The organism is Bradyrhizobium sp. KZN70725, from assembly GCF_055264925.1.
This window is the reverse complement of the sequence record NZ_JBUYWT010000048.1, coordinates 37,725-59,811: the sequence shown is the minus strand read 5'-3', so window position 1 is coordinate 59,811 and position 22,087 is coordinate 37,725. Positions and strand designations below refer to the sequence as shown.

Here is a 22,087-nt window from a genome sequence, read left to right as displayed (position 1 = left end):
AGAATACGGCTTGCCCATCCATGCTGGCCTCCGTCCAGCCAGCATGATGAATCAGAAACAACCTGATTTGGGAATCCTAAATCGATTCAACCTAACCCCATCCCGCTTTAGGCCCGGAGGTCGAGCGATACCGGAGAGACTATTGCATTACGGATGCGTTCCTTGCCGAATTGGACAAGCGCACAGGCGACAGCCAGGCCAATACCGCAAAACTGCAGGAGCGGCGCATTTCCTACGTGCTCAAGACGGGTGCGAACTGGGCGGGTCCAATCCGGTCCTTCACGTTGACGATCGATCCGGGCGGCGACGATCGCCTGGTCAGTTTTTGTCCAGGGCGACTCAAGCCGGCATCTGCCGACAATTCGCGGCAGTTCACGGCGAGCGACTTCAAGCCGGATGCCGACCTGAAGATCTTGATGATCGGCAAGTTCTGAACGGCAGCTCAATTGGTGAGCATCACATAGCGTCCAGCCGCGGTGATGGTCACGTTGCCGCGTTGAGCTTCGCTGGTTGCCTGCAGGAAGAATGTGTCGGCAGCCATCGGTCGCGGCTGGCGCAATGAATCCAGAACCCGCGGGGCTGCGACGGCCAACAGGAGTTGCGGACCGGTCGTACGCTCCATCGGCAGGGCAAAGGAAAGCGAGTCGACGCCCGGCTTCAGGAGGTAGGACAGGCTCCGCACCTCGCCGCGATCCGAGACCATGAGCAGTTCAACCACCCGGTTGGCAAAATTCTCGACGGTCCCATTAAGGGTCTCGCCGGCCTTCAGCTCCGTCGCCGACAGGTTGATGCGGGGCGCACGCGCTTGATCGCTTCCGACCTGACTGAGGAATTTGACGGCCGGACATTGTGCCTGATTCACCTGCCTGACGCCGACCGACGCCTCAAATCCCTGCTCCTTTCGAAACGCCTTGTCGAAGGTATCGAACGGGGCGGTCGAGGCGCCGAAGCCTTCAATGACGGCTGCGCTTGAGCTCACGGCAACAGGCAGGATGAAGAAGCAGTCGCCGCCCGCATATTGGGCAACATATTTGCGGATGCGCTCGGCTCGACCCGGCCCGTCGGGGGACGGAGACGGCGTCACCGTCGGCTGAGACGGCAACTTCACCGGCTCCTGACGCGCCGGCGGTGGCGGAGCAGGCTCGCTCGGCGGCGCGGATGTCCCGGCGAGTTTCGGAGGCGGCGGCAAAGCCGCCAAGCCCGATGTCCTCCAGACGAATTTATAGAAGGTGTACCCGCCGCCCCCCAGCAGAAGCAGCAACCCCGCGACGCAAGCGCTGAGCCAGATGCGGCGGGAGTTCCGCGTGGTTGATGGCACCCGCTCCTGCTGCGCAGACGTCCCGGCTTCCGGCTTCCCCAATGGATCGAAGCCGTAGAGCGGCGCGGCGGACGGCTGCGCCGAACCCGCCGGCGTCCAGTTGGCGACTTCCGCCATGGTTGGGCGCAACGCCGGGTCCGGCTGCAGCATCCTCTCGAGAAGCGGCCTGATGCGCATATCCACCGCGCCGAGATCGGGCACGCGCCGACGCTTCTCGACCAGTTGAAACTGGCTCCCGCCCATATCGAGCTTCTGTCCGGTCAGGGCATGGAACAGCACGAGACCAAAGCTGTAGACGTCGGATTTCGCGGTGACATCATTGCCGTACAAGCCGACCTGTTCCGGCGACGCGTAATTGTCCTTGCCGGCGAAGCCGGAGCCGATGATGGTTTTGTCACCCATCTGCGTCGACCGGGCGATCCCGAAGTCGATGATCTTGGCCCGCCTTACATAATCGAGCGGCACGATGATGTTGTCGGGGGAGACATCGCGATGGATAATGCCGTGCTCGTGAGCGGCCTGAAGGCCCGATGCGACCCGCCGCATCAATTTGATCAGCGCTTCGAAGGTCAGCGGCCCATCGTCGAGCATGTTCGACAGCGAGCGTCCGTTCACAAACTCCATCGCCAGATACGGGCGCTGCAGTGCGGGCTCGACCGTGAACAGGAAGTAGCGAACGATTGCTTCGTGCGGAAGATTGTGAAGCGCAGCCGCCTCCCGGCGGAACAGCGCAAGCGCCGCCTCGTTGTCGACCATGTCGGGGAGCAGCATCTTGACCGCGACGGGCGATCCGGTCTGGATCTCGCGGCATCGGTAGACCTCCCCCATGCCGCCTGCCCCGATCATCGCCTCGATCTCGTAAATGCCGTTGAGCCGGGTGCCGGCCGGCACACCGCGGTAGGATGACCGAAACGGATCGTTCGCGGTCATGGTCGCGGCTCCTGATCAAGCGGCGTCCTCGTCGGCTCTGAGGATCGTGGCGCGAGCAATCGCACGATCACGATCGTGACGTTGTCGAGTCCGCCGCGATCAAGTGCGAGCGCGAGCATGTCGTCGCAGGCGGCCTGGGCAAGGCGGGTGGCCGCGTGCTGCTCGATCTCGTCGTCCCGCACGTGCCGGGTCAAGCCGTCACTGCAAATCACGAAGATATCTTCCGGTTCGGCCGGACCGGTCACCACCTCGAGCTCGGGGTCGGCGACGACACCGACAGCACGGGTGATGGCATTGCTCGGCCAGTTCTGGACCTCTTCGCGCGACAGCGCGCCATCGGCGATCAGCTCCTCCAACTCGCTGTGATCGTGCGACACCTGTGTGATGCCGTGGCGGTTGATCAGGTACACCCGGCTGTCACCCGCCCAGATGCAGGCATAATGGCCGTCGCGTACGAGCAGGACTGCCGTTGTGGTCCCTACAATGGCACCCTGCCTTTCATGGCTGAGTGCCAGGATCTGCTGGTTGGCGCTGAACAGACGCGCCTCGCATTGCGCCAACAGGTCCGCCGCGGAGTCCGGCGCGCCGATGGAATCAAGCGCCTCCACCACGATGCGGCTGGCAAGATCGCCCGCCTCGTGACCGCCCATGCCGTCAGCGACGGCCCACAGGCCGACGTCGGTCCTTACCAGGCACGCATCCTCGTTCCGCGCCCGCACCCGTCCGGCGTGAGTGACGCTACCGACATCGAACAAGGAGGGGACGTGTACCATCGCGTGTCATCCCGTCCCGGCCACTTCGCGGCCAACGTCGCCGGTCAGCAGCGTGGAATAGCGAAACGGATCCGGCAATCCGCGGCAACAGAGTGCGACCGGCGAAAACCCTTCGCCCCCGGCGGTCCACCAGAAGCTAGCCGCGGCATAGACTTGAGGGTTGGCGCCGCAGAGCCTGCCGAACGACCCGGCAAACCCGTCGACCGTCGAAACCATTCCCAGCGTCGCGTCGCTCAGCGACACGACCGGCGGTCCATCAGTCCCCGGCGTCCGCAGACGCGGAAGCGCGAGACGATCCAGTGCATCGGAGATCTGCTCGAACGTCGCAGCCCGGTCCAGGGTCGAGAGCAGGAACGTCTCCACTTGCCCATACCACTCGTCCTGCGGATCGATGTGCGGCGGCGACAGCGCGGCGTCACCATCCGGCACCGCATGCAGCGTCAACGGATAGTATCGCCCCACACCGTCAAGCGAGGGCATGATCGCTCCTGCGACGGTGGTGCCGCAGATCGCGGCGCCAAGCCAGAATCGCCAAATCGGCGCGGTCAGGAATGCTTCCTGCCAGCCGGCGCCGAGTTGATGGCGGCTCGCGGAGATGGCTGCCTGCACCCACGGCTCCCAGACTTCCAGGAAGCTGCGCGGCGTCGCGATCGCGATGAAATCACGCTTCGCGCCGATCTTGCCGAATAAGCCGCATCGCATGGTCATATTCCGGTCGGGCAACGAAACTCGCGGAGCACTGACAGGTTTAACGGATTGCGCAGCGATCCGGTCGAAATCTGATAGTTGAGCTCGCGTCCGGCAACAATGAACGTTGCGCTGGCGGATTCCGCCTTGGCGACCAGCGAACCAGCCTCCAGCATTCGGAACAATGACCAGGGACCGATGCGCTCGAGTACGGATGGCGAGCCGGTCTCGTTGCTGACCGAAATTGCCGTCCGCGGCGATGGGCCGGGCCAGAGCACCGTCGTCGGTGAATTGCTCTGCGGTGGCGGCGGCGGAGGAGCGGGTTGCGGCGCGCCAAACATGGAGGGGGTTGTGGCTGGTCCTGGTGTGGTTGGGCTCGTGATCGTCGTACCGCCGATCTCGGTCTTGACTGTAATGCCCGGTCCCGCCGCAGCCGGCGGCCGGATCGCAAAGGACACCGCCGGCACACCGCCGCCGGTCTGGAAAAAGGCATCGCGGATATAGGCGGCGTTCTGGAACTGCTTTAGCGTATCAGGCGAGAACGATCGGCCGACGGGGCTCTCCTTCCGCCAGACCCATTCGGATCGCGACGTATCCGCATAAGGCGCCAGGAACTGAGTAAAGAACTTGTCCATGACACCGTTCGGGCTGAACAGTTTGGCAAAGTCCGCGAGCGGGACTTCCTGACCGCTGCTCCGTACGAACGGGTAGCGGTTGGTCACCGTCTGCTGACAGACCGGCGTGACCTGATCGCGCAACGACTGCAGGATCTGACCGGCCGTGGAGGCGGCGATGCTGCCTTCGAACTCCCCAGCCGCCGCCCGCAGCATATCGGAAAATGGTGGCGGCATACGCGAGGCATTGTTGCGCAGCGCCGCAACCTGGGTCTGAAGCCCCGCCGTTGCTTGCGCCGTCAGCTGCGGATTCTCGACCATCAGCGTCAGATTCTGCGCGATGTCGTTCAGGTTTGCGATCGTCGAGTCGATCGGCCGGCGGGTGCTCTCCCCTTCAAGCACTGCATGGTAGGGTTTGAACTGCGACTCGATCGCCGCACCGGGCGTACCATCCTGGGCGTTGTTGAACAGCGCCGGCGCGGTCACCGCGGGCGGCGCGGCCGGCGTGCTGCCGCTCGCCGGCTTCGGGCGTTCCTTGGTCAGCATCGTCTCATCGCGCACCGACTCCAGGATTTGCCGCATCGGCGAAGTCGGCGCCGAAAGCGCCCTCAGCACCTCGTATTTCGGCTTGTCCGCGAGCAATTTCTTCAGACGCAGACTGCCGAGCGCGGTCCGCCACGTCGTCACGAACTCATTGGAGTAGATGCTGAGCAGATCGCCAGCCAGATTGTCATACTGCTGGTCGATTGCCGACTGCTGGCCGGCGTCACCCAAGACCCAGCGCTCCCGCTTCATGCGCTCTGACAATCCGGGCAGTCGAGCGATGAACTTCTGATTGAAGCCGTTGTAGGTGAAGAACTCGGGCACCCGCACATTGTCCAGGGGCTGCCCAGTCGTGGTTTCGAAGACAACTGCCACGTCCGGACCACCTCGGCGGCTGGCGATCCAGTCGCCGGCGGTCGATCCACGAGCCTCCGACTTCAGGAACTCGTAGGCGCGTTGCGACACGCTGAGGCGCGCCAATGAATTCTGGGCCTGCTTGATCAGGCGTCCGTCAAGCTCGACCAGCGGCGGCTGCTCGGTTTCGAGGTCGAACATGGCGACGAGATTTTCATCGAGCAGACGCCGTCCCTCCGCGTTGGTCGCGCCGGGATAGAGGTTGTCCGCCCAGTCGCGCTGCATCCAGGAACGGATGAGCTCGCGGTCCGGGGATTGCAGGCCGCCGAGCATCAGGTAGACCTTCAGCGCCTCATAGACGAAGGCAGGCTCGTTGATGCGCGCATTGAGCTGCTCCTCCAACCGGTACAGCAAGCGAGGCCGGAACATGCGCTCAAGCGCGGTGTGATAGGCCGCCTTCGCGGGCGACAACAGGCGCGCGTGCTGACTGAGCCCGTAGCGCGCCGACAGTGCTACCGGCTCATTCCGTGAGGCATAGCCGGCCGGGGCGTTCCGCAGCCGATAGAGCAGCGGCAGCACCTTGTCGAGATCGTGATCGGCGATCAGCGTTTGCTTGATGAGCGGCGCCCCGGCGGCCGCATACTCGTTGTCCGCCTGCAAGCTCTGCTCGATCAGGTCGGAGTTGCGCTTGTAGCTGGTCAGCCACGCACCGACCAGTCCGATCGCCACCAAACCTATCAGCGACAGCGCCGCGGTCTTGAGGATCAAGGCGCGACGCACCGCAGCGCGGTCAGTCGAGACCCAGTCGGCCTCGCCGATGATGACCTTCGAAATCAAATCGGCAAGGAAAAAGCTCTTGCCGGTTCCGGAGTACGATCCGGCACCGACTTCCTCCGCGCCGAACGTACGCGCCAACGATCCGATCAATTGATCGATCGGCGTACCCTGCTGGGTGCCCGACGTGAAATAGAACCCACGCAGATTGGCATTCACGTGATACCGTGTCGGCTCAAAAATCTGGTTGAGGAAATCGTGGATTTGCGGCTTGAGCCGCGCCATCTGCGCCGGGAAGCCGAACAACTGCACCCGGTGCTGCGGCGTCGGCTCGTCCTGCAGACGATCGAGCGTTTCCTCGCTCAGACGCTCCAGCAGGCGATCGAACTCGACCGGGACCTGCCCCACCAGATTCTGGGTCTTGTCGGCGGTCTGGAACGTGGCCCCCCAGACCTGGCGCCGGCCGGCCTCGCCGAGATAGGCGAAATATTCGGTGAAACCGGCAACGAGATCGGCCTTGGTGAACAGCGCGTAGACCGGGAAGCTCACTTTCAGCCTTTGATGCAGTTCGAGGAGCCGCATTCTGATGGCATCGGCATGAAGCGCGAGTTCCTGCTTCGGCAGCGTCAGCACGTCCTCCAGACTGATCGCGACGAGAACGCCGTTGATCGGCTGGCGCGACCGATTTTTTTTCAGGATGTCCAGGAAGGACAGCCAGCTTTCCTTGTCGGCTTTGCTGTTCGAATCCTGGGTCGTGTAGCGACCGGCGGTATCGATCAGCACCGCTTCCTCGGTAAACCACCAATCGCAGTAGCGAGTCCCGCCGACGCCGGCGATCGCCGCCGGCGTCGCCCCGCGCGCGAGCGGAAACTTGAGTCCCGAATTGACCAGCGCGGTGGTCTTTCCCGCACCGGGCGGGCCGATAATGACGTACCAGGGTAGATCGTAGAGATATCCGGACTTGTTGCCGCTCGCGGTCTTGAGCGTTGCGAGCGCATCCTTCATGCGCTCCTTGAGCACCGGCTCGTCGCTGACAGCCTGGTCCGCAGCGCTGACGCCGTCGGCGATCTCTTTGGCATTCTTGCGTCGCTTGAAGAAATGAAGGCCGGTGATGCCTGCCGCCGCCGCGCCGAGCAGCAGGATCGCGATCTGGCGAACGATGTGATTTTCCAACGGATGCCAGTCGCCGAAAGCAACGAAGGGACCGGCAAGGTAGATCACTGCTCCAAGCGAGCTGAGCCCGACTCCATAGAGAACGATGCGTAGAATGTCCTTGGCGAGCATATTGACCGGTACCTGTCGCTTATCGCGTGAGCTTCTGGCGTCCGCCTATTCGCTACGTTCGATGAAGATTTCGACCCGACGGTTTTTGGCACGCCCCTCGGGTGTCGAATTGCTGGCAATTGGTGAATCCGACCCCTTGCCGTCGACATCGACGCGCGAACCATCGGCCAAGCCGGGCTTCAGCGCGGCGGCAACCGCCTTGGCGCGCTCGACCGACAATTCGAAATTCGAGGGGAAACGCACGGTGCGGATCGGCGAGCTGTCGGTATGGCCAACCACCCGGATTCGCCCCGGCTCCTTGTCGAGCGTCGCCGCGACGCGGGCCGCGATCGGCTTGAAACCATCCAGGATGGTTGCCTGGCCCGAGGCAAACAGTGCGAGATCGCACACCCTGATCACGATGAAGCTCGCCGTCTGATCCGCGGTCATGGCGCACGCCGTCTTCTCCTGTGCAAGCGCGTTGCGAATGCGCTGCAGCTGGGTGATGCGGTCCGGCGGTGGCGGCGGAGGCGGTGGTGGCGGCGGCGCAACGACGCGGCGCTTGAGCTCGATCGGATCGCCGGGATGCAGTGCCAGCGCGACTTGCGCAGCATTCTCCGCACGGCCAGCCAGCAACGTTCGCAGAACGAAATAGGATCCGGTTAACAGCGCAGCGACCACCGCCGCCACCAGCCAAACCGGAATGCGCAAGTGCTTCCGCCGACCGGCCAAGGCCTGTCCGCGCCAGTGCGGCGACAGATCGTTGGTCGGCTTGGGCCGAACCCGGCGCAGCGTTTCATAGAGGTTGCGCTGGATCACCTGGAGGTTCGCAAGTCCGCCCGGCGACGTCCGGTGGATTCCCTGGAATCCGAGCGCAAGGCAGGCGTGCTGAAGCTCGAGCACCGGATAGTTGACGAGCGGATCAGTCTTCAAATGGTCGAGAATCTCGAAGAAGCGTACGCCGCCCACGCGCTCGCCGAAGAACCGGCTGAGCATCGAGTATTGGGCCCAGACGTGCCGGTCGTCGGTCGGAATGTGCTGCACAATATCGTCGGCGGTCGCGCACAAGATATACTTCGCCGTATTGGCCTGGTGCTCGGAAATGCCCGCCGAGCGGATATCCTTCTCGAAGAACTTGATGGCGTCGGCGACCTGCTCCATCAGGCTCGCGAATGACGCCCGCATCAGCGCGACGCGCAGCCGGCCGAGCAACTGCAGCAAAGGGCCGCCGGCGCGCATTACCGGATTGGCGTTTGGCGCAACCAGATCGTCGACACGCAACGGCGGTCCGGGCGGCAGCATCGGTTGCGGCGCCTGAGCCTGCGCCGGTGTCGAAATCCATTCCTCCGAGGGCTGGCTGGTCGGCGGGGCGGCGTAGCTTGCGCCCTGCGGTGTGGGAGAAAACGAGGGCGGTGGCGAAGGGCCACCCGGCGAAGCCATGGGCGATGGCGAGTACGCCGGACGGCTGGCAGGTCCCTCGCCTGCTGGAGGTTGAGGGGCCGGAGCCGGCGGCATCTTCCCGCCAGGGTTCGGACGGATGATGGTCCGCTCACCCCGACCGAAAGGATTAACCGGCTTGTCCCTGTCGGTCATGGCCGCTCTTCCAGGATGGCCCAAAGGTACAACTCAAGCTCCGGCCAGTCGCCGGAAAAATGCATCCCGATCGAGGCCGCGGTGCTGAACTCGGGCCACAGCGGCGACTTGCGATCGAGATAGAAATAGACGTGGTCTGTGATGGCTCGGATGTGCGGTGGCGGCGTCGGCAGATGCACCAGGGTCAAACCCGGCAGGTTTGCGTGCACGATCTCGGTCATTTTTGTGTTGGGCCCGACCTTGAACAGGTGCGGGAATTCATTCTGAATCTCCACGAGAGGCCGCCGCGCGGCGACCTCCAGCACCAAGGTCGCATTTCGGAACAACGCGCGATCGCGGATCGGCGATACAAATGCGTTCTGGGCGCGTTCGATGATCTCCAGACGAATCGCCCGCCTGCCCAGCCGCGCGCTCAGGAAATCCTGGATGTCGCGGACCAGGGGCGTGAAGACGTATTCGAGGTTGTCGTGATCGTATGTCGGGTAGTCCCGTGCGCGTCGTTCGGTGGTCGCGAAGGTCGCAAGCTCACCGGCAAACCTCAGCAATTCCTCGTAGAGCCGTTCCGGATGTACACTGCCGGATCGTTTGAAATGAGTCAGCACCGGAATGGCCCGGTTCAGTACCTGCAGCACCAGATAGTCGACGCTCTGCAAACCGCCGCCGGACGACGGATCGACTGCGTAGCGCGCAAGCTCGTCGAGCTTGGTCTCGACCCAGCCGATGATTCGATTGAGCCAGCCATCGACAACCGGATGCGCGGCGCAGACCAGCATCGGCGGCACAAACTTGTCGTCGAACAGGATGTTCTTGTCGCGCACTTCGAGGATGCGAGCGATGCCGAGACCCATGTATCCCGGCTTGCTCGTCTTGCGCAGCTCGAACGACAGGCGTGGATAGACAACGTCAATTTCTTCTTCGATGCGCAGCGCCGAGGTTGAATCGATAAACGTTTCGGCAGTCCGAACGTAGCGACTTGCGCTGTCGGTGCGATCCTCATCCACCTCCCGCGTATTGGGAGCCGCGACCGGCATCATCAGCCAGACGATCTGGCCTGCGGCCGAATCCGGCACTTCGATGGCTTCCGGGATCGGACTGTCGGCAGGAATATCGAACGGCGTTCCATCCGGCATGACGCCGGTCGCACTGCGCACGGCGAATTTGCTCTGCTGGGTAAGATCGTTATCGATCTCGAGCTGGGCAAAGCCCCAGGGGTACGGTGTCGTGTAACGAACGCGCTTTTCCAGCAGATGCTCGAGATAGCGATCGTTCTGCTGCAGATGATGCGGCCGCAGGAACAGACCCTCCGACCAGAAAACTTTGCTGTACCAAGACATTCCTACATCCACTTGGCAATGATCGGCGACTGCATCGTCACCGACAGTTCACTTTGACCCCGACTTGTCTGCGCGGTCGTAATATTCGGAGAAATGCAGCATGAAGGTATCGATCGGCGCGCTCTCGTCGCGACCGAGATGCGCGTTCCAGCGCGTCAAAAATTCATCCCAGAGCTTGCTCTTGTTCGAGCCAAACAAGGATCTTGCGCCGCGCTGAAGCTCGAGCTCGCGCGCCATCAGCGTCGGATCGATACTGGCGATCAGTCCCCGGACGGCATGCTGCATTGCCGCATAGGTCTTCAATTGATGGGATTTGAGGTCCTTGAAGCCCTGGGCGAAGGCATGCGGCGCATCGAGGTAACTGCGGGTCGGCGGCCCGAATAGGATACGCATCGCGTCTTCCGCGGTCGGCGAGAATTTCAGCGGATTGTTCTCGATGGCCTGGATGGTGGTTTGGCTGGTGCTGCGCGTCAGCTGCTTGGCCTGGGTGCGCGCCTGCAGCAGGGCCATCAAGTTTTCCACCGTCATGCGCAGGATGACGCCGAGCTGTTCCGCAAGTTCAGCTTCGGTCTTGTCGGCAAAGAAACCGTCCGGTAGCCCGGCAGCACGTGCGATCAGGCGCGCAAACTCGGGATTGCCGATCGACGCGGCCGTGGCCGGTGCCGGCTCGGCCAGTTGCGGCCGCGGCGCTTCCACATGCCCTGTCGGTGAAGGCGGCGGCGGCGGGGCAGCCGCTTCGTCGTCGGCCCATACCGACGGTCGGCGCGGCGTCGGCATCGCGTGCAGCACGTCGACCGGCGGTTTTGGCGTGGCGACCGGACCGGCTGCCCAGCTCATGTCGTCGTGCAGCGGCGGCTCGCGTTGAGGCATCTGCGGCGAATACCGGACAGGATCCACACCCGCCGCGGGAACGCTCGCTGCCCAGTCCAGGAATTCTGGATTGACGGGCCGCGCGGCCTCGCGCGGTTTTCGCAACTGCTGCGGGTCGATTGGCGGCGGCACGTCGCGACCGGGAGCCCACAGTTCGTGGTAATCCGCGTGCTGCTGAGCGAGCGGAGCTTGCTGCTGCGCACCATGGCTCGGAGTGTCCTCGGCAGGCTCATCCAGGTCCAGCGAAACGCCAATGACATAGTGGCCGATGACGAGCCGATCGCCGTTGCGCAGCCGATGCGCTCCCCGCATACGCTGGTCGGCACCATTGAGAAAGGTGCCGTTGGTCGAGACGTCGTGCAGCCAGTAGCCGCCGTCGCGATAATGGACCTCGCAATGCTTCCCCGAAATCATCCGTGCCGGGTCGGGCAATGTCCAATCGAGATGGCGGTCCCGGCCAATGTCGACCGAACGCCTTCCGGTGACGGTAAATGACACAGGGCCGCCGTCTGGAAGGTTCGGCTCGTTCTCGATGTTAAAGCGAAGCACCATCACATCGTCTCGTCAGCGTGGAGGGCGCGGTTCGCCGCGTGCCAATTGAATACCATCCTCCAGGCAGGCCGTCATTATCCGGTCCCTGGACTCACGGGTAAGCCGGCAGAGGCCGATCAAAAGGGCTGCGCGAACCGCACGCGCCGTCTGATCCGGCTTGGCTTCGACCGGCGCAAATTCCGCCGGAACCACGCTTCCGCCGGACCAACCCGCCGCCAGCGCCAGCCAGGTCGCCGGCTGCTCGGGATCGTTGGCATTGCCGACCGCCAAAGCCTTGTTACGCGATTGCTCGTCCGGTTGCCGGACCCAGGTTTCGGCAAAATTGAGCGACCTGCCTTCATTGCCGTCGAAATGATCGAACATCTGCCGCAACGAGCGACAGCCCCAGGCGACGGCCACACGCCTGGGGAGCAGATACGCGCAGAAGGATACAGCCTGGTGCCAGTTGCCCGCATCGGCCGCCTCCTGCAGGAAATCCAACGAGAGTTTGTCCGGAGCGGCTTTGCCGACGTCGTAGCGCGCCAGCGGATAGGCTTCGAAGAGATCGCGGACTGTGCTGAACCGAACCTGATTCATGGCTGTCAGCCGACAATGGTTGGCGTGCCGTGGGCAACCAATGGTCCGCCGGCGGCGAGCGCCATGGCGGCCTGCGCGGTCATGGTGATGGTTGGCGCGTTGATGACGATGCCGGCTGGAGACAGGATGATCTGGCTTGGACCAACCTGCAGGGTGATATTGACGTTGGCCGAAAGGGTGATGCTCAGGCCCGCATCGACGGACTGATCCATCGCCAGCTTGACGTGCTGACCGCCCAATTCGATATCAAGCTTGTCGTTGCCGTTCTTGAGCGTGGTCTTACGGGTATCGCCGCCGAACGCCGCCTCACCGATGGTCCTGGTCTCGGTGTCGCGGACCGTGACGTCGTAGTCCTTCTCGGCGTGCAGGGTGATCTTCTCGGACCCCTTCTTGTCCTCGAAGTTCCATTCGTTGTAGCCGCCTCCCCCCTTGGTCGAATCGGACTTCAGACCCGCAATCGTCTTCTTGGACGGCAGGTCGTAAGGCAGCTTGTACTCATCGTTATATACGGTCCCTATCACCAAGGGCCGGTCGGGATCCCCCTCCAGGAATTCCACCACCACCTCCTGCCCGACGCGCGGGATGATCTGACCGCCCCAGCGCTTGCCGGACCAGACTTGCGCCACGCGCAACCGGCACGACCGCTTCTTCTTTCGATCCCAGAAAAAGCGAACATAGATTTCGCCCAGCGACTCGACGTCGATTTCCTCGCTCGAATTGTCGTCCTTGGTCACCACCTTGGCTGTCTGAATGCCGTTGATCCTCGGCTTCGGCGTCGTCATGGGAGATCGAAACGGCCGATCGCTCGGCAGAAATTCGTAGCTGCCGAAGTAGACGTGCTGCCCGGCGTCGCCGTGGCCGCCAGTGCGATAGGATTCGATGGAAAACGAGTGAGCTGCCCGTACCACGAGATATTCGACGTTCTGCGAGTCTTTCGAGTGCTTCTCGAGCTTGGTTAGTCCGCCCGGAAACAGATTGACGGCGTCGCCGTTGCCCCGGCGGCGCCGATCCATCGCCTGCTCGGCCTGGAGCTGGATCTTCGCGTATCGCTCGCCGTCGGATTTTTCCTTGAACTTGCCGGGATAGTCGTAGAACTCCATCTCGGATCGTGTGTAGTGCTCGGAGCCCTTGGCGTCGCTGATCATCTGTGCGTTGGGCTTCTGGTAGTTGTAATCGTTGAGCTCGATCTTCCCGGTGCGGAACCGGCGCTCGGACGCCCATTCATAAATATGCTGCTCGCCGCGACGATCGGAGCCGGTAAGCGGGATGTAGGGGATCTTCGCGAGACCGTTGATTGGACTGTGCGAGGACTTGGAATCGGCCAGCACCAGCGTGTGCTTGCCGCCTTCATGCTTGAAGAAGTAGTAGATCCCGTGCTGCTCCATCAACCGGCACACGAAATCCAGATCGGTCTCGCGATATTGAACGCAGTATTCGAGCTTTGGACATGAGCCCTCTTCGGTAAGCTTGGACTCATAATCCGTGAAGCCGCGCTCGTTGAAGACCTCCTTGATGATGTCGGGCGCCTTCTTGTCCTGAAAGATCCGGCAATCGGTGGTCCGCGACAGCAGCCACAACCAGGGCCTCAGCACGATCCGGTAACTGAAATAGTCGTTCTTCACCCCCAGCCATTGGGCTTCCGTGAGAATGCCGCTGAACTCGCGTTCCTTCTCGTGCAATTTGATGGTGAGGGTGCACTGCTTGCCGATGGCCCGATCGAAGTCGAGATCGGCTTCCTCGCTGAGACATTCAATGCGGTATTCGAACAGTTCACTCAGACCTTCGGCGGCCTCGAACCGGGCAAAAACCAGAACGTCCTTGCCAAGGGGGGTCTTGAGCTCGCAGAGGCGGGTATCCTGGGTAAGCTGGCCCATGTGGGCGTTAAACTCCCTCGTTGACCGCACGAGCTGCGCAATCGGCGCATCAGGCGGTCAAGCACGAACGACCGAAATCCGAGCCGTCCATCGGTGGGATGGCCGGCAAGTCCGCTCGGTGTCACTCTCCTGACGCGGCAACGCACCCGCCCGGGGAAGCCACTGCGGCACTCATGTAGTCGGTTCCAAGCGCTTGCTGGTTCACGGGAAACCGCCACCATCGCGGGAATGAACCGAGGCCGGCGTTGATCTGACCTACCAGTCAATCGGATCATGATCCCCCGCGTGATCCGCCAGATGTCATGGACCTGGTCGAGGGGCCAGGGCCTCGCAGACGGATCCTCTTTGCATGCTCGACGTCGCATCCCTGACCCAGCCCATCGGCCCCGACGATCCCTGCGGGCCCGACCTCGATGCGGCCGGCGACGTCCAGTACCTGAACTTCTTCGCAGCTGCGGAATCGCTGCTGCCGATGTCGTATTTCGAGGTCGTCAACGCGAATGGAGAGCGCGGACGCTTCGACCCGAAGGCCATCGATATTGCCGGCCAGTTCGCCGCTGCGCAGCCCCTGTTGGCTCGCACCCGCGATCTGCGCCTGACCATGCTGCTCGCCAAATTTTCCATCCTGAACCGCGATCTCGACGGCTTCCTCAGCTGCCTGCGGGCAACCAGCCTGCTGCTCCGCGAACAATGGGAAGCGGTTCACCCGAGGGGCGAGGACGGGGACTATGCCTTTCGTGCGGTCACCATCGAGGCGATCGACGTGTTTCCGACGGTGATCAACCCGCTCCAATTCCTTCCCCTGATCGAAAATCGACGGCACGGCAGCCTCAACTACCGAGCCTATCAGATTGCCAAGGGCGAAATTCCCGCCGGCGATGCCGATGTCGACATGCCAGATCTCGGAACCATCGAGCGCATCGTCGCCGAGACCGATCTCGACACCCTCAAGGCGGTGAGCGCCCGCTGTTCGGCGGTCGCTGCCGAGATTGCCGGCATCAAATCGGTTTGGCACGAAAAGTTGAACTCGGGGCAACCCATCAGTCTCGACAGGCTGGCGGGCGTCGCGAACGGCTTGTCCAGCTGGCTCGCAGCTCTGGTGACCGCACGCGATCCGGCCGCAGCTGCCTCATCCCCGGAGGAGACCGCCCAAGACGGCCCACAGCCTCCGATCGAAATCGCCGGCGCAGTCACGTCACCCGGACAGGCATCCGCGGCGCTGGCGGCGGCTGCCGACTACTTCGCTCGGAAGGAACCGTCGAGCCCGGCGCTGTTGCTGGTGCGGCAGGCGCAGGACATGGTTGGCAAATCGTTTATCGAAGTGATGCGGATGCTGATGCCGGCCCACGTGGAAACCGCCGCCATCAATATCGGTCGCGACAAAGTCTTCGACCTGCCGATCGAGCGCATGGCGGAATTCGCCACCTCGCTCCCATCCGCGGCCGAAAATGAGGCTCAAGGTACTGTTTTTGCAGCCGAAAACAGAGCCCAGGCGTTGGACTTGCTGAGCAAAGTCGCGTCGTTCTTCCGGGCCGCGGAGCCGTCCAGCCCGATCCCGTTCCTGGTCGATCGCGCACGTGAACTCGCACAGCGAGACTTCCTCAGCCTGCTGAACGAAGTGCTGCCGGAGGGCGCTCTGAAGGCGATCGATAAATCGAATTGAACCCGCCTTCCGTTCGACGGGACTAACTGAACGGAAGGAAGCTCCGCCGACGAAACACCGAGGCACTTCCCTGCCTGCGTCGCGCAAGTCGGCTTCCGCAGAGATTTTTTTGTGAAGAGGGCAACCCAATGGCAACCGACAGCGGTCAAAAATTCATTCGCCGAAACCGCGCACCGCGCGTGCACATCACTTACGAAGATCCCTACGACGCCGAGCGGCTGATCGAACTGCCGTTCGTCATGGGCGTCCTGTCCGATCTTTCCGGCAACAACCCCGGCATCGAGAAGACGAAGGTCGAGGAGCGCAAGTTCCTCGAGTTCGACATGGACAATTTCGACAACCGCATGGCGGCGATCCAGCCCGGCGTGACGGCGCGCGTCGCCAACCGTCTCAGCGACGGGTCCGACGAAAAGATCTCCGTCAACCTGCGCTTCAACAAGATATCCGACTTCACGCCGGTGGCGGTCGCCCGCCAGGTGCCGGCGACGGCCAAGCTGCTCGAAGCGCGTGAACAGCTCGCCAACCTGCTGCGCTACATGGATGGCAAGGTGGGTGCCGAGGACCAGCTGAAGAGGCTCCTCGCCGATCCTCAACTGATGGCCGCACTGCGCGAGCGCGCGACCAGCCAGTCCACCGAATCCGACAGCAACAGCTAAGGGAAGGAATGGGGACCATGGCAAAAGAAGCAATCCACAAAGAGACCACCGCCAAGGTCGGGACCGTCGAGGCTGACGAGTTCGCCGCCCTGCTGAAGCAAAGCTTCAAGCCGCGCACCGAACGTGCGGCGACCGAAGTCGAGAACGCGGTGTCCACGCTCGTTCAGGAAGCGCTTAAGGATACGAGCGTCATCAAGTCGGACGTGCTCGACACCATCGAGGAGATGATCGCGCGGATCGATCAGAAGCTGACCGCGCAGATGAACGAGATCCTGCACGCGCCCGAATTCCAGGCGATCGAAAGTGCCTGGCGCGGCCTCCACTACCTCGTCTTCAACTCCGAGACCGACGCCAACCTCAAGATCCGGGTGATGAACGTCTCCAAGAACGAGCTGTATCGGAACCTGCGGCTCTATCCCGATGCGCGCTGGGACCAGAGCCCGCTGTTCAAGCAGATCTACGAGTACGAATTTGGCCAGTTGGGCGGCGAGCCGTTTGGCTGCCTGATCGGCGACTACTATTTCAGCCACCTCCCCACCGACGTGCAGTTGCTCCGCGATCTCAGCAAGATCGCCGGCGCCGCGCACGCCCCCTTCTTCAGCGGCGCCGAGCCTACGCTGATGGGAATGGACTCGTGGACCGAACTGTCCAACCCTCGCGACATCGGCAAGGTGTTCGACACGCCGGAATACGCCGCATGGAAGGGACTGCGCGATCAGGACGACTCGCGCTATCTCGGTCTGTGCATGCCGCGCGCACTGGGCCGCCTCCCCTACGGCGCCAAATCGGAGCCGGTGGAAGAGTTCGCCTTCGAAGAGGAGACGGACGGGCACACCGGTGACAAATACGGCTGGATCAACGCCGCCTATGCGATGGCGGTCAACATCAACCGCGCCTTCAAGGAGTTCGGCTGGTGCACGCGCATCCGCGGCGTCCAGTCCGGCGGCGAGGTCATCAACCTGCCGACGCATACGTTCCCGACCGACGACGGTGGCGTCGACCTGAAATGCCCGACCGAGATCGCCATCAGCGATCGTCGCGAGCACGAGCTTGCAAAGGCGGGACTGATCCCGCTGATCCATCGCAAGAACACCGACAAGGCCGCCTTCATCGGCGCCCAGTCGCTCTATAAGCCGAAGAAGTATTTCGGCGACAAGGGCGTGGATGCAACCGCGTCCGACAACCTGTCGTCACGCCTGCCCTACATGTTCGCAGTATCCCGCTTTGCGCATTATCTGAAGTGCATGGTTCGCGACAAGATCGGATCCATGAAGGAAAAGGATGAGCTGACGGTCTGGCTGCAGACCTGGATCAACGAATACGTTGATGCCAATCCGGCCTTGTCGTCAGAAGCTCAGAAAGCGCGCAAGCCGCTGGCCGCTGCGAAGGTTGAGGTCATAGCAAACGAGGAGAACCCGGGATATTACAACGCGCGCTTCTTTCTCCGTCCACACTTTCAACTGGAAGCGATGGACGTCGGTCTCAGTCTCGTTTCGCGCCTGCCAGGCCCGAGCTCCTGACGCCGCGCTATTGCAACCGTCACTCATCAGAGAATTTTGAAAGGGCTATGCTATGGCTGTCGACATCTTTTTGAAACTCGATCCGATCAAGGGCGAGTCGCTCGACGACAAACACAAGGACGAAATCGACATTTTGAGCTGGTCGTTCGGCGAGAGCCAAAGCGGCACGTTCCACAGCGGGTCGGGCGGCGGCGCCGGCAAGGTCGCGGTTCAAGACCTCCACTTCACGCACTTCGTGGACAAGGCGACACCCGAGCTTTTCAAGGTCTGCGCCAATGGAAAGCACATCGACAGCGCCATCCTCACGGTACGCAAGGCCGGTGAACACCCGCTCGAATATCTCAAGATCGAGATGAAGCACGTTCTGGTTTCCAGCGTCTCGACGGGCGGATCGCACGGCGAGGATCGCCTCACCGAAAACGTCAGCCTGAACTTCCAGAAGGTCAAAATGACCTACAAGACCCAGACCGAAAAAGGCGGCGCCGGCGCGTCTCCGGTGTTCGGATGGGACGTTGCGGCCAACAAGGAATGGGCCTGATCGCAGGCTTCCTGCCCGGCGCCGGTTGCCAATAGCGGCAATCGGCGCCGGCTGTACGGGGACCGTCAATGACCGTTACGCCAAGGAAGGACCGGCTCTCTCCGCCATTGATGCTGGCCTTTCGTGCGGCTCATGATGCTCGCGATGCGCGCAAGGCACTCGAACTGCGCGATCAGTTCGGCGAGCGAGTGATAGCGGGACGGCGCAGCGCTGGTCGTTTCCCGATCTCGGAGACGCTGCTAAGGCGCGAGGTTTCGCAGGACGTCGAAACACTCCTCAATACCATTGCCCTCGAATCGACGCTTGACCTGACCGGTCGCGGCTGCGTCCGCACCTCGATCCTGAACTATGGTTTCCCCGATATCGCAAACCGTTCGATCGACGAAGTCACCGACGAGGAGCTTAGCGATGCCCTGCGCATGTCGCTCACGACCTACGAGCCGAGACTCGATCGCAAGTCCATCCGGGTGCGGCGCGACACCTCCGTGGGCGCCGAGCAGCTCAAACTGCGCTTTGTCGTGCATTCCGACCTGAAATGCGAACCGCTCAACGTGCCCGTGGAATTCGTCGCAGACGTCGACCTCGACAGCGGCGATATACAGATCAACCGATTATAGCATGAACCGCGAATTCCTCGACTTCTACAATCGTGAACTGTCGCTGCTGTACGAGCACGCGGAAGGTTTTGCCGAGGAATATCCTGGTATCGCCGAGCGCCTCGGCGGTCTGGTCCGCGACCGCTCGGATCCGATGATCTCAGGCCTGCTAGAGGGCGCTGCATTTCTCGCCGCGCGTGTCCAGCTCAAGCTCAAGCACGAGTTTCCGGAATTCACCGCGAACCTGCTTGAGCAGTTGGTTCCGAATTATCTCGCGCCGACTCCGTCCGCCATGCTGGTCAAGATTCAGCCGACCTACGCCGATCCGGCGTTGCGCGACGGCAAGAAGATCGCGCGAGGCGCCTATTTCGACGCGAGCTATCGCGAAAGGGAACGGAGCCTCGCCTGCCGGTTCCGGCTTTGCCGCGATATCGTGCTTTGGCCTTTTGACGTCACCGGCGCCGAATATTTTGCGACCGCGGGCGCGTTGCAGGCCCTCGGGATTCCAGTCGGCGGAGAGGTCATCGCCGGGCTCAGGGTCTCCTTGACACACCGTACCGCCGCGCGGCTCGACGAGGAGCCGGCGGACGCGGAGACTCGCAACAAACCGGAGACCTGGTTCGCTGGTTGCCGCACCAGCGAACTGCCCATCTATCTGACCGGCGCCGAGTCGGACGCCATCGCACTTTACGAACAACTGACCTCGAACTGCGTCGGGCTCTATTTTCGCTATCTCGACGATTTCGGCGATCCGGTCGTCATCCGGGCTCCGAACGACTGTGTGCAGCAAGTCGGCTTCAGCGAGAACGAATCCCTGTTTCCGAACGACAACCGGGTCTTTCGCGGGTCGGAGTTGTTGCGGGAATATTTCGTGTTTCCGCGCAAGTTCCTTGGCGTCAATCTGACGCAGCTTCGCGCTGTGATGCCGCGGTTACGCAGCAAATCCATCGATATCGTCTTCGCGTTCGATGAACACAACTCGCGTCTCGCCGCCTCGGTCCGGGCGGATACGTTCAGTCTCTACACCGCCCCGGCGATCAACCTGTTCGAGAAGACCAGCGATCGCATCCCGATCAAGTCGAATACCTACGAATACCACGTGGTGCCCGACCGAAGCCGCTACCTCGAATACGAGCCGCACCAGGTGCTGGAGGTTTACGCGCACTTTCCGGCGGAAAAGGACAAGCGGCGCGTGCGTCCGCTGTACTCCGCCGCCGTCGACAGGACGGCCGGATCGGTCGAGGGACTTTATTACACGGTTCGTCGGCTGCCGCGGCGGCGCACCGTCGAAGAGAAGACCTATGGCGCGGCCTCGGACTATACCGGAACCGACATGTTCCTCTCGCTGCTCGAGCCCGGCGACCCGAGCGGCGACGGATCCGCCGCCGAGCTGAGCGTCCGCGCGCTGTGCTCCAACCGGCATCTCACGGAACATCTGCCGGTCGGCCAGGGCGGAGCCGACTTTCGCCTGCTGGACGACACCTCGCTCGAGCTGATGTGCATCGCCGGCCCCACCCGACCACGCGAGCCGGTGGTGGCGCAGTTGCGCAGCCGCAGCGAAATCGCCAATAGCGGCGTCGTCAGCTGGCGCCTGATCAACATGCTGAGTTTGAACTATCTCGGCCTCGTGGAACGCAGCGGCGGCAAGAACGCCGGAGCACTGCGGGAGATGCTGTCATTGTTCGCCGACCAGTTCGACGACGCGACGGAGCGAAAGATTCGTGGCGTGCGCAGCGTCGAGAGCAGGCCCGTGGTGCGGCGGGTGCGTGAGCGTACCGGCAGCGGCGCGGCGCGCGGCCTGGAGATCACGGTCACGCTTGACGAGAAGGCATTCGAGGGCAGCGGCGTGTTCCTGCTCGGAGCTGTGCTGGAACGCTTCTTCGCCGACTATTCAGGCTTCAACACCTTCACCCAGACCGTCATCTCGACCCCGGAGCGCGGCGAGATCATGCGTTGGCCGGCCCGCATGGGCACCCGGAGGCCGCTGTGACGCTGATCGACCAGATGAAGGCCGAGCCCTGGCGGTTCGATTTCTTTCAGACGCTCCGCCAGCTCGAGCGATGCAATCCGGATCGACCGCGGATCGGCGACAATGCAGCGCGTCGCGAGGAGTTTGTCGACCTCGGTCAAACCCCCTATCTGGAATTTCCCGCCTCCAATCTGAGCTCGGTCGACGATCGTGATGGCAGGCTCAAAATTCTGGTCAAATTCCTCGGCCTGCTCGGACCGCAGGGCGCGCTGCCGCTGGCTACCACCGATGAGAGCGTCGGCTGGCAGTTGATGCGGGACGACGCTTTCCCCCGTTTTCTCGACCTGCTGAACGGACGCTTTCTGCAGTTGTTCTTTCGAGCCTGGGCAGACGCACGGCCGATCGCCCAGCATGATCGGCCATCCGACGACCGCTTCATCGCTTATGTCGGCTCCTTCGCCGGCCTCGGCTCCGATATTTTTGCCAATCGGGATACCGTGCCTGACATGGCGAAGCTGAGCTTCGCCGGGCTGGTTTCACCGAGAGCGAAATCCGCATCACGACTGGCGCGGCTGCTGCAAGGGCTGTTCGATGTCAGGGTCGAGATCGACGAGTTCGTCGGCACGTGGCTCCCATTCGACCCAAGCCATTGCAGCCGGCTCGGCGGGACGCACGCCAAGCTTGGTCACGACGCGCTCCTGGGCTCGCGTGTGTTCAGCGTCGAAGACAAGATCAGGGTTCGCGTGTTCGTGAAGGATTTTGCTCAATACGAGCAGTTCCTGCCCACCGAAGCGCCGAACCTGTCCGAGCCCCTGGCTGACGCCGTCTACTTCTACATCGGCGACGAACTCGAGTGGGAGGTGGAACTTGCCATTCCGGCGGGAGCGGTTGTCCCGATGAAGCTCGGGCAGAGCGGACGCCTTGGATGGACCAGCTGGGTTTCGCCGAACTGGGCCTCGACCGAGGAGTATCGGCGCGATGCACGCTTTCACCTTGCCGAGCGTCTCAGAGCCCGGCGCAACGCTGCGACTGATCAGCAGCCGATTTGAACCTAAGCATCGCTCCGATTGTCCTAACATCATGGGAATTC

The 22,087-nt window shown here is 62.5% G+C and carries 16 protein-coding genes and 1 pseudogene; 8 read left to right on the top strand and 9 right to left on the bottom strand.

Features of this window, described 5'->3' with window-relative positions; translation table 11 throughout:
• Window positions 1–122 precede the first annotated feature (122 nt).
• A pseudogene (locus ACZBJS_RS32375) lies at window positions 123–434 on the top strand (DUF4424 family protein); the annotation flags it as partial.
• 8 nt (window positions 435–442) lie between these two features.
• Here ACZBJS_RS32375 and ACZBJS_RS32370 read toward each other — a convergent pair.
• From ACZBJS_RS32370 to ACZBJS_RS32330, 9 genes are all read right to left on the bottom strand, one after another.
• Window positions 443–2,248: a serine/threonine-protein kinase gene (locus tag ACZBJS_RS32370; protein WP_463439736.1), complete on the bottom strand. Its 1,806-nt coding sequence runs from the start codon at window positions 2,246–2,248 to the stop codon at window positions 443–445.
• The gene (locus ACZBJS_RS32365) at window positions 2,245–3,021 is read right to left on the bottom strand and encodes a PP2C family protein-serine/threonine phosphatase (RefSeq protein ID WP_316397682.1); all 777 of its coding nucleotides are present in this window, start codon (window positions 3,019–3,021) and stop codon (window positions 2,245–2,247) included. The genes ACZBJS_RS32370 and ACZBJS_RS32365 overlap by 4 nt, the downstream gene beginning before the upstream one ends.
• A 6-nt stretch (window positions 3,022–3,027) precedes the next feature.
• Window positions 3,028–3,729, bottom strand: a complete 702-nt coding sequence (gene tagF / locus ACZBJS_RS32360) for a type VI secretion system-associated protein TagF (protein WP_168858792.1) — start codon at window positions 3,727–3,729, stop codon at window positions 3,028–3,030.
• Complete coding sequence (gene tssM / locus ACZBJS_RS32355; RefSeq protein WP_316397683.1) at window positions 3,726–7,277, bottom strand: type VI secretion system membrane subunit TssM; 3,552 nt, start codon at window positions 7,275–7,277, stop codon at window positions 3,726–3,728. The genes tagF and tssM overlap by 4 nt, the downstream gene beginning before the upstream one ends.
• A 45-nt stretch (window positions 7,278–7,322) precedes the next feature.
• Window positions 7,323–8,558, bottom strand: a complete 1,236-nt coding sequence (gene tssL, locus ACZBJS_RS32350; protein ID WP_256527869.1) for a type VI secretion system protein TssL, long form — start codon at window positions 8,556–8,558, stop codon at window positions 7,323–7,325.
• A 287-nt stretch (window positions 8,559–8,845) separates the two neighbouring features.
• Window positions 8,846–10,183 (bottom strand): type VI secretion system baseplate subunit TssK, encoded by a 1,338-nt coding sequence (tssK, locus tag ACZBJS_RS32345; RefSeq protein ID WP_316397684.1) that lies wholly within the window; start codon window positions 10,181–10,183, stop codon window positions 8,846–8,848.
• Between the two features lie 48 nt (window positions 10,184–10,231).
• A complete protein-coding gene (gene tagH / locus ACZBJS_RS32340; RefSeq protein ID WP_463439735.1) occupies window positions 10,232–11,605 on the bottom strand; it encodes a type VI secretion system-associated FHA domain protein TagH in 1,374 nt (457 codons plus the stop codon).
• A 12-nt stretch (window positions 11,606–11,617) separates the two neighbouring features.
• Window positions 11,618–12,181 carry a DUF6931 family protein gene (locus ACZBJS_RS32335; RefSeq protein WP_057019592.1) on the bottom strand — a complete coding sequence of 188 codons (564 nt, stop codon included), beginning with the start codon at window positions 12,179–12,181 and terminating at the stop codon, window positions 11,618–11,620.
• Between the two features lie 5 nt (window positions 12,182–12,186).
• Complete coding sequence (locus tag ACZBJS_RS32330) at window positions 12,187–14,055, bottom strand: type VI secretion system Vgr family protein (protein WP_316397686.1); 1,869 nt, start codon at window positions 14,053–14,055, stop codon at window positions 12,187–12,189.
• 349 nt (window positions 14,056–14,404) lie between these two features.
• Between ACZBJS_RS32330 and ACZBJS_RS32325 the strand changes: the two genes are divergently transcribed.
• The 7 genes from ACZBJS_RS32325 to tssG all read left to right on the top strand — a co-directional run bounded on the left by ACZBJS_RS32325 (window position 14,405) and on the right by tssG (window position 22,046).
• Complete coding sequence (locus ACZBJS_RS32325; RefSeq protein ID WP_316397687.1) at window positions 14,405–15,718, top strand: type VI secretion system protein TssA; 1,314 nt, start codon at window positions 14,405–14,407, stop codon at window positions 15,716–15,718.
• A 128-nt stretch (window positions 15,719–15,846) separates the two neighbouring features.
• Entirely contained in the window at window positions 15,847–16,374 is a 528-nt protein-coding gene (gene tssB, locus ACZBJS_RS32320) for a type VI secretion system contractile sheath small subunit (RefSeq protein ID WP_316397688.1), read from the top strand.
• 17 nt (window positions 16,375–16,391) lie between these two features.
• Window positions 16,392–17,894 carry a type VI secretion system contractile sheath large subunit gene (tssC, locus tag ACZBJS_RS32315; RefSeq protein ID WP_057019596.1) on the top strand — a complete coding sequence of 501 codons (1,503 nt, stop codon included), beginning with the start codon at window positions 16,392–16,394 and terminating at the stop codon, window positions 17,892–17,894.
• Window positions 17,895–17,946: 52 nt separating this feature from the next.
• The gene (locus ACZBJS_RS32310; RefSeq protein WP_016843423.1) at window positions 17,947–18,432 is read left to right on the top strand and encodes an Hcp family type VI secretion system effector; all 486 of its coding nucleotides are present in this window, start codon (window positions 17,947–17,949) and stop codon (window positions 18,430–18,432) included.
• A gap of 68 nt (window positions 18,433–18,500) precedes the next feature.
• A complete protein-coding gene (gene tssE, locus ACZBJS_RS32305) occupies window positions 18,501–19,049 on the top strand; it encodes a type VI secretion system baseplate subunit TssE (protein ID WP_092082332.1) in 549 nt (182 codons plus the stop codon).
• 1 nt (window position 19,050) lies between these two features.
• On the top strand, window positions 19,051–21,018 hold the full coding sequence (gene tssF, locus ACZBJS_RS32300; RefSeq protein WP_316397689.1) for a type VI secretion system baseplate subunit TssF: 1,968 nt from the start codon (window positions 19,051–19,053) through the stop codon (window positions 21,016–21,018).
• Window positions 20,982–22,046, top strand: coding sequence for a type VI secretion system baseplate subunit TssG (gene tssG, locus ACZBJS_RS32295; protein ID WP_316397690.1), 1,065 nt, complete (start codon window positions 20,982–20,984; stop codon window positions 22,044–22,046). The genes tssF and tssG overlap by 37 nt, the downstream gene beginning before the upstream one ends.
• The last annotated feature ends 41 nt before the right edge of the window (window positions 22,047–22,087 follow it).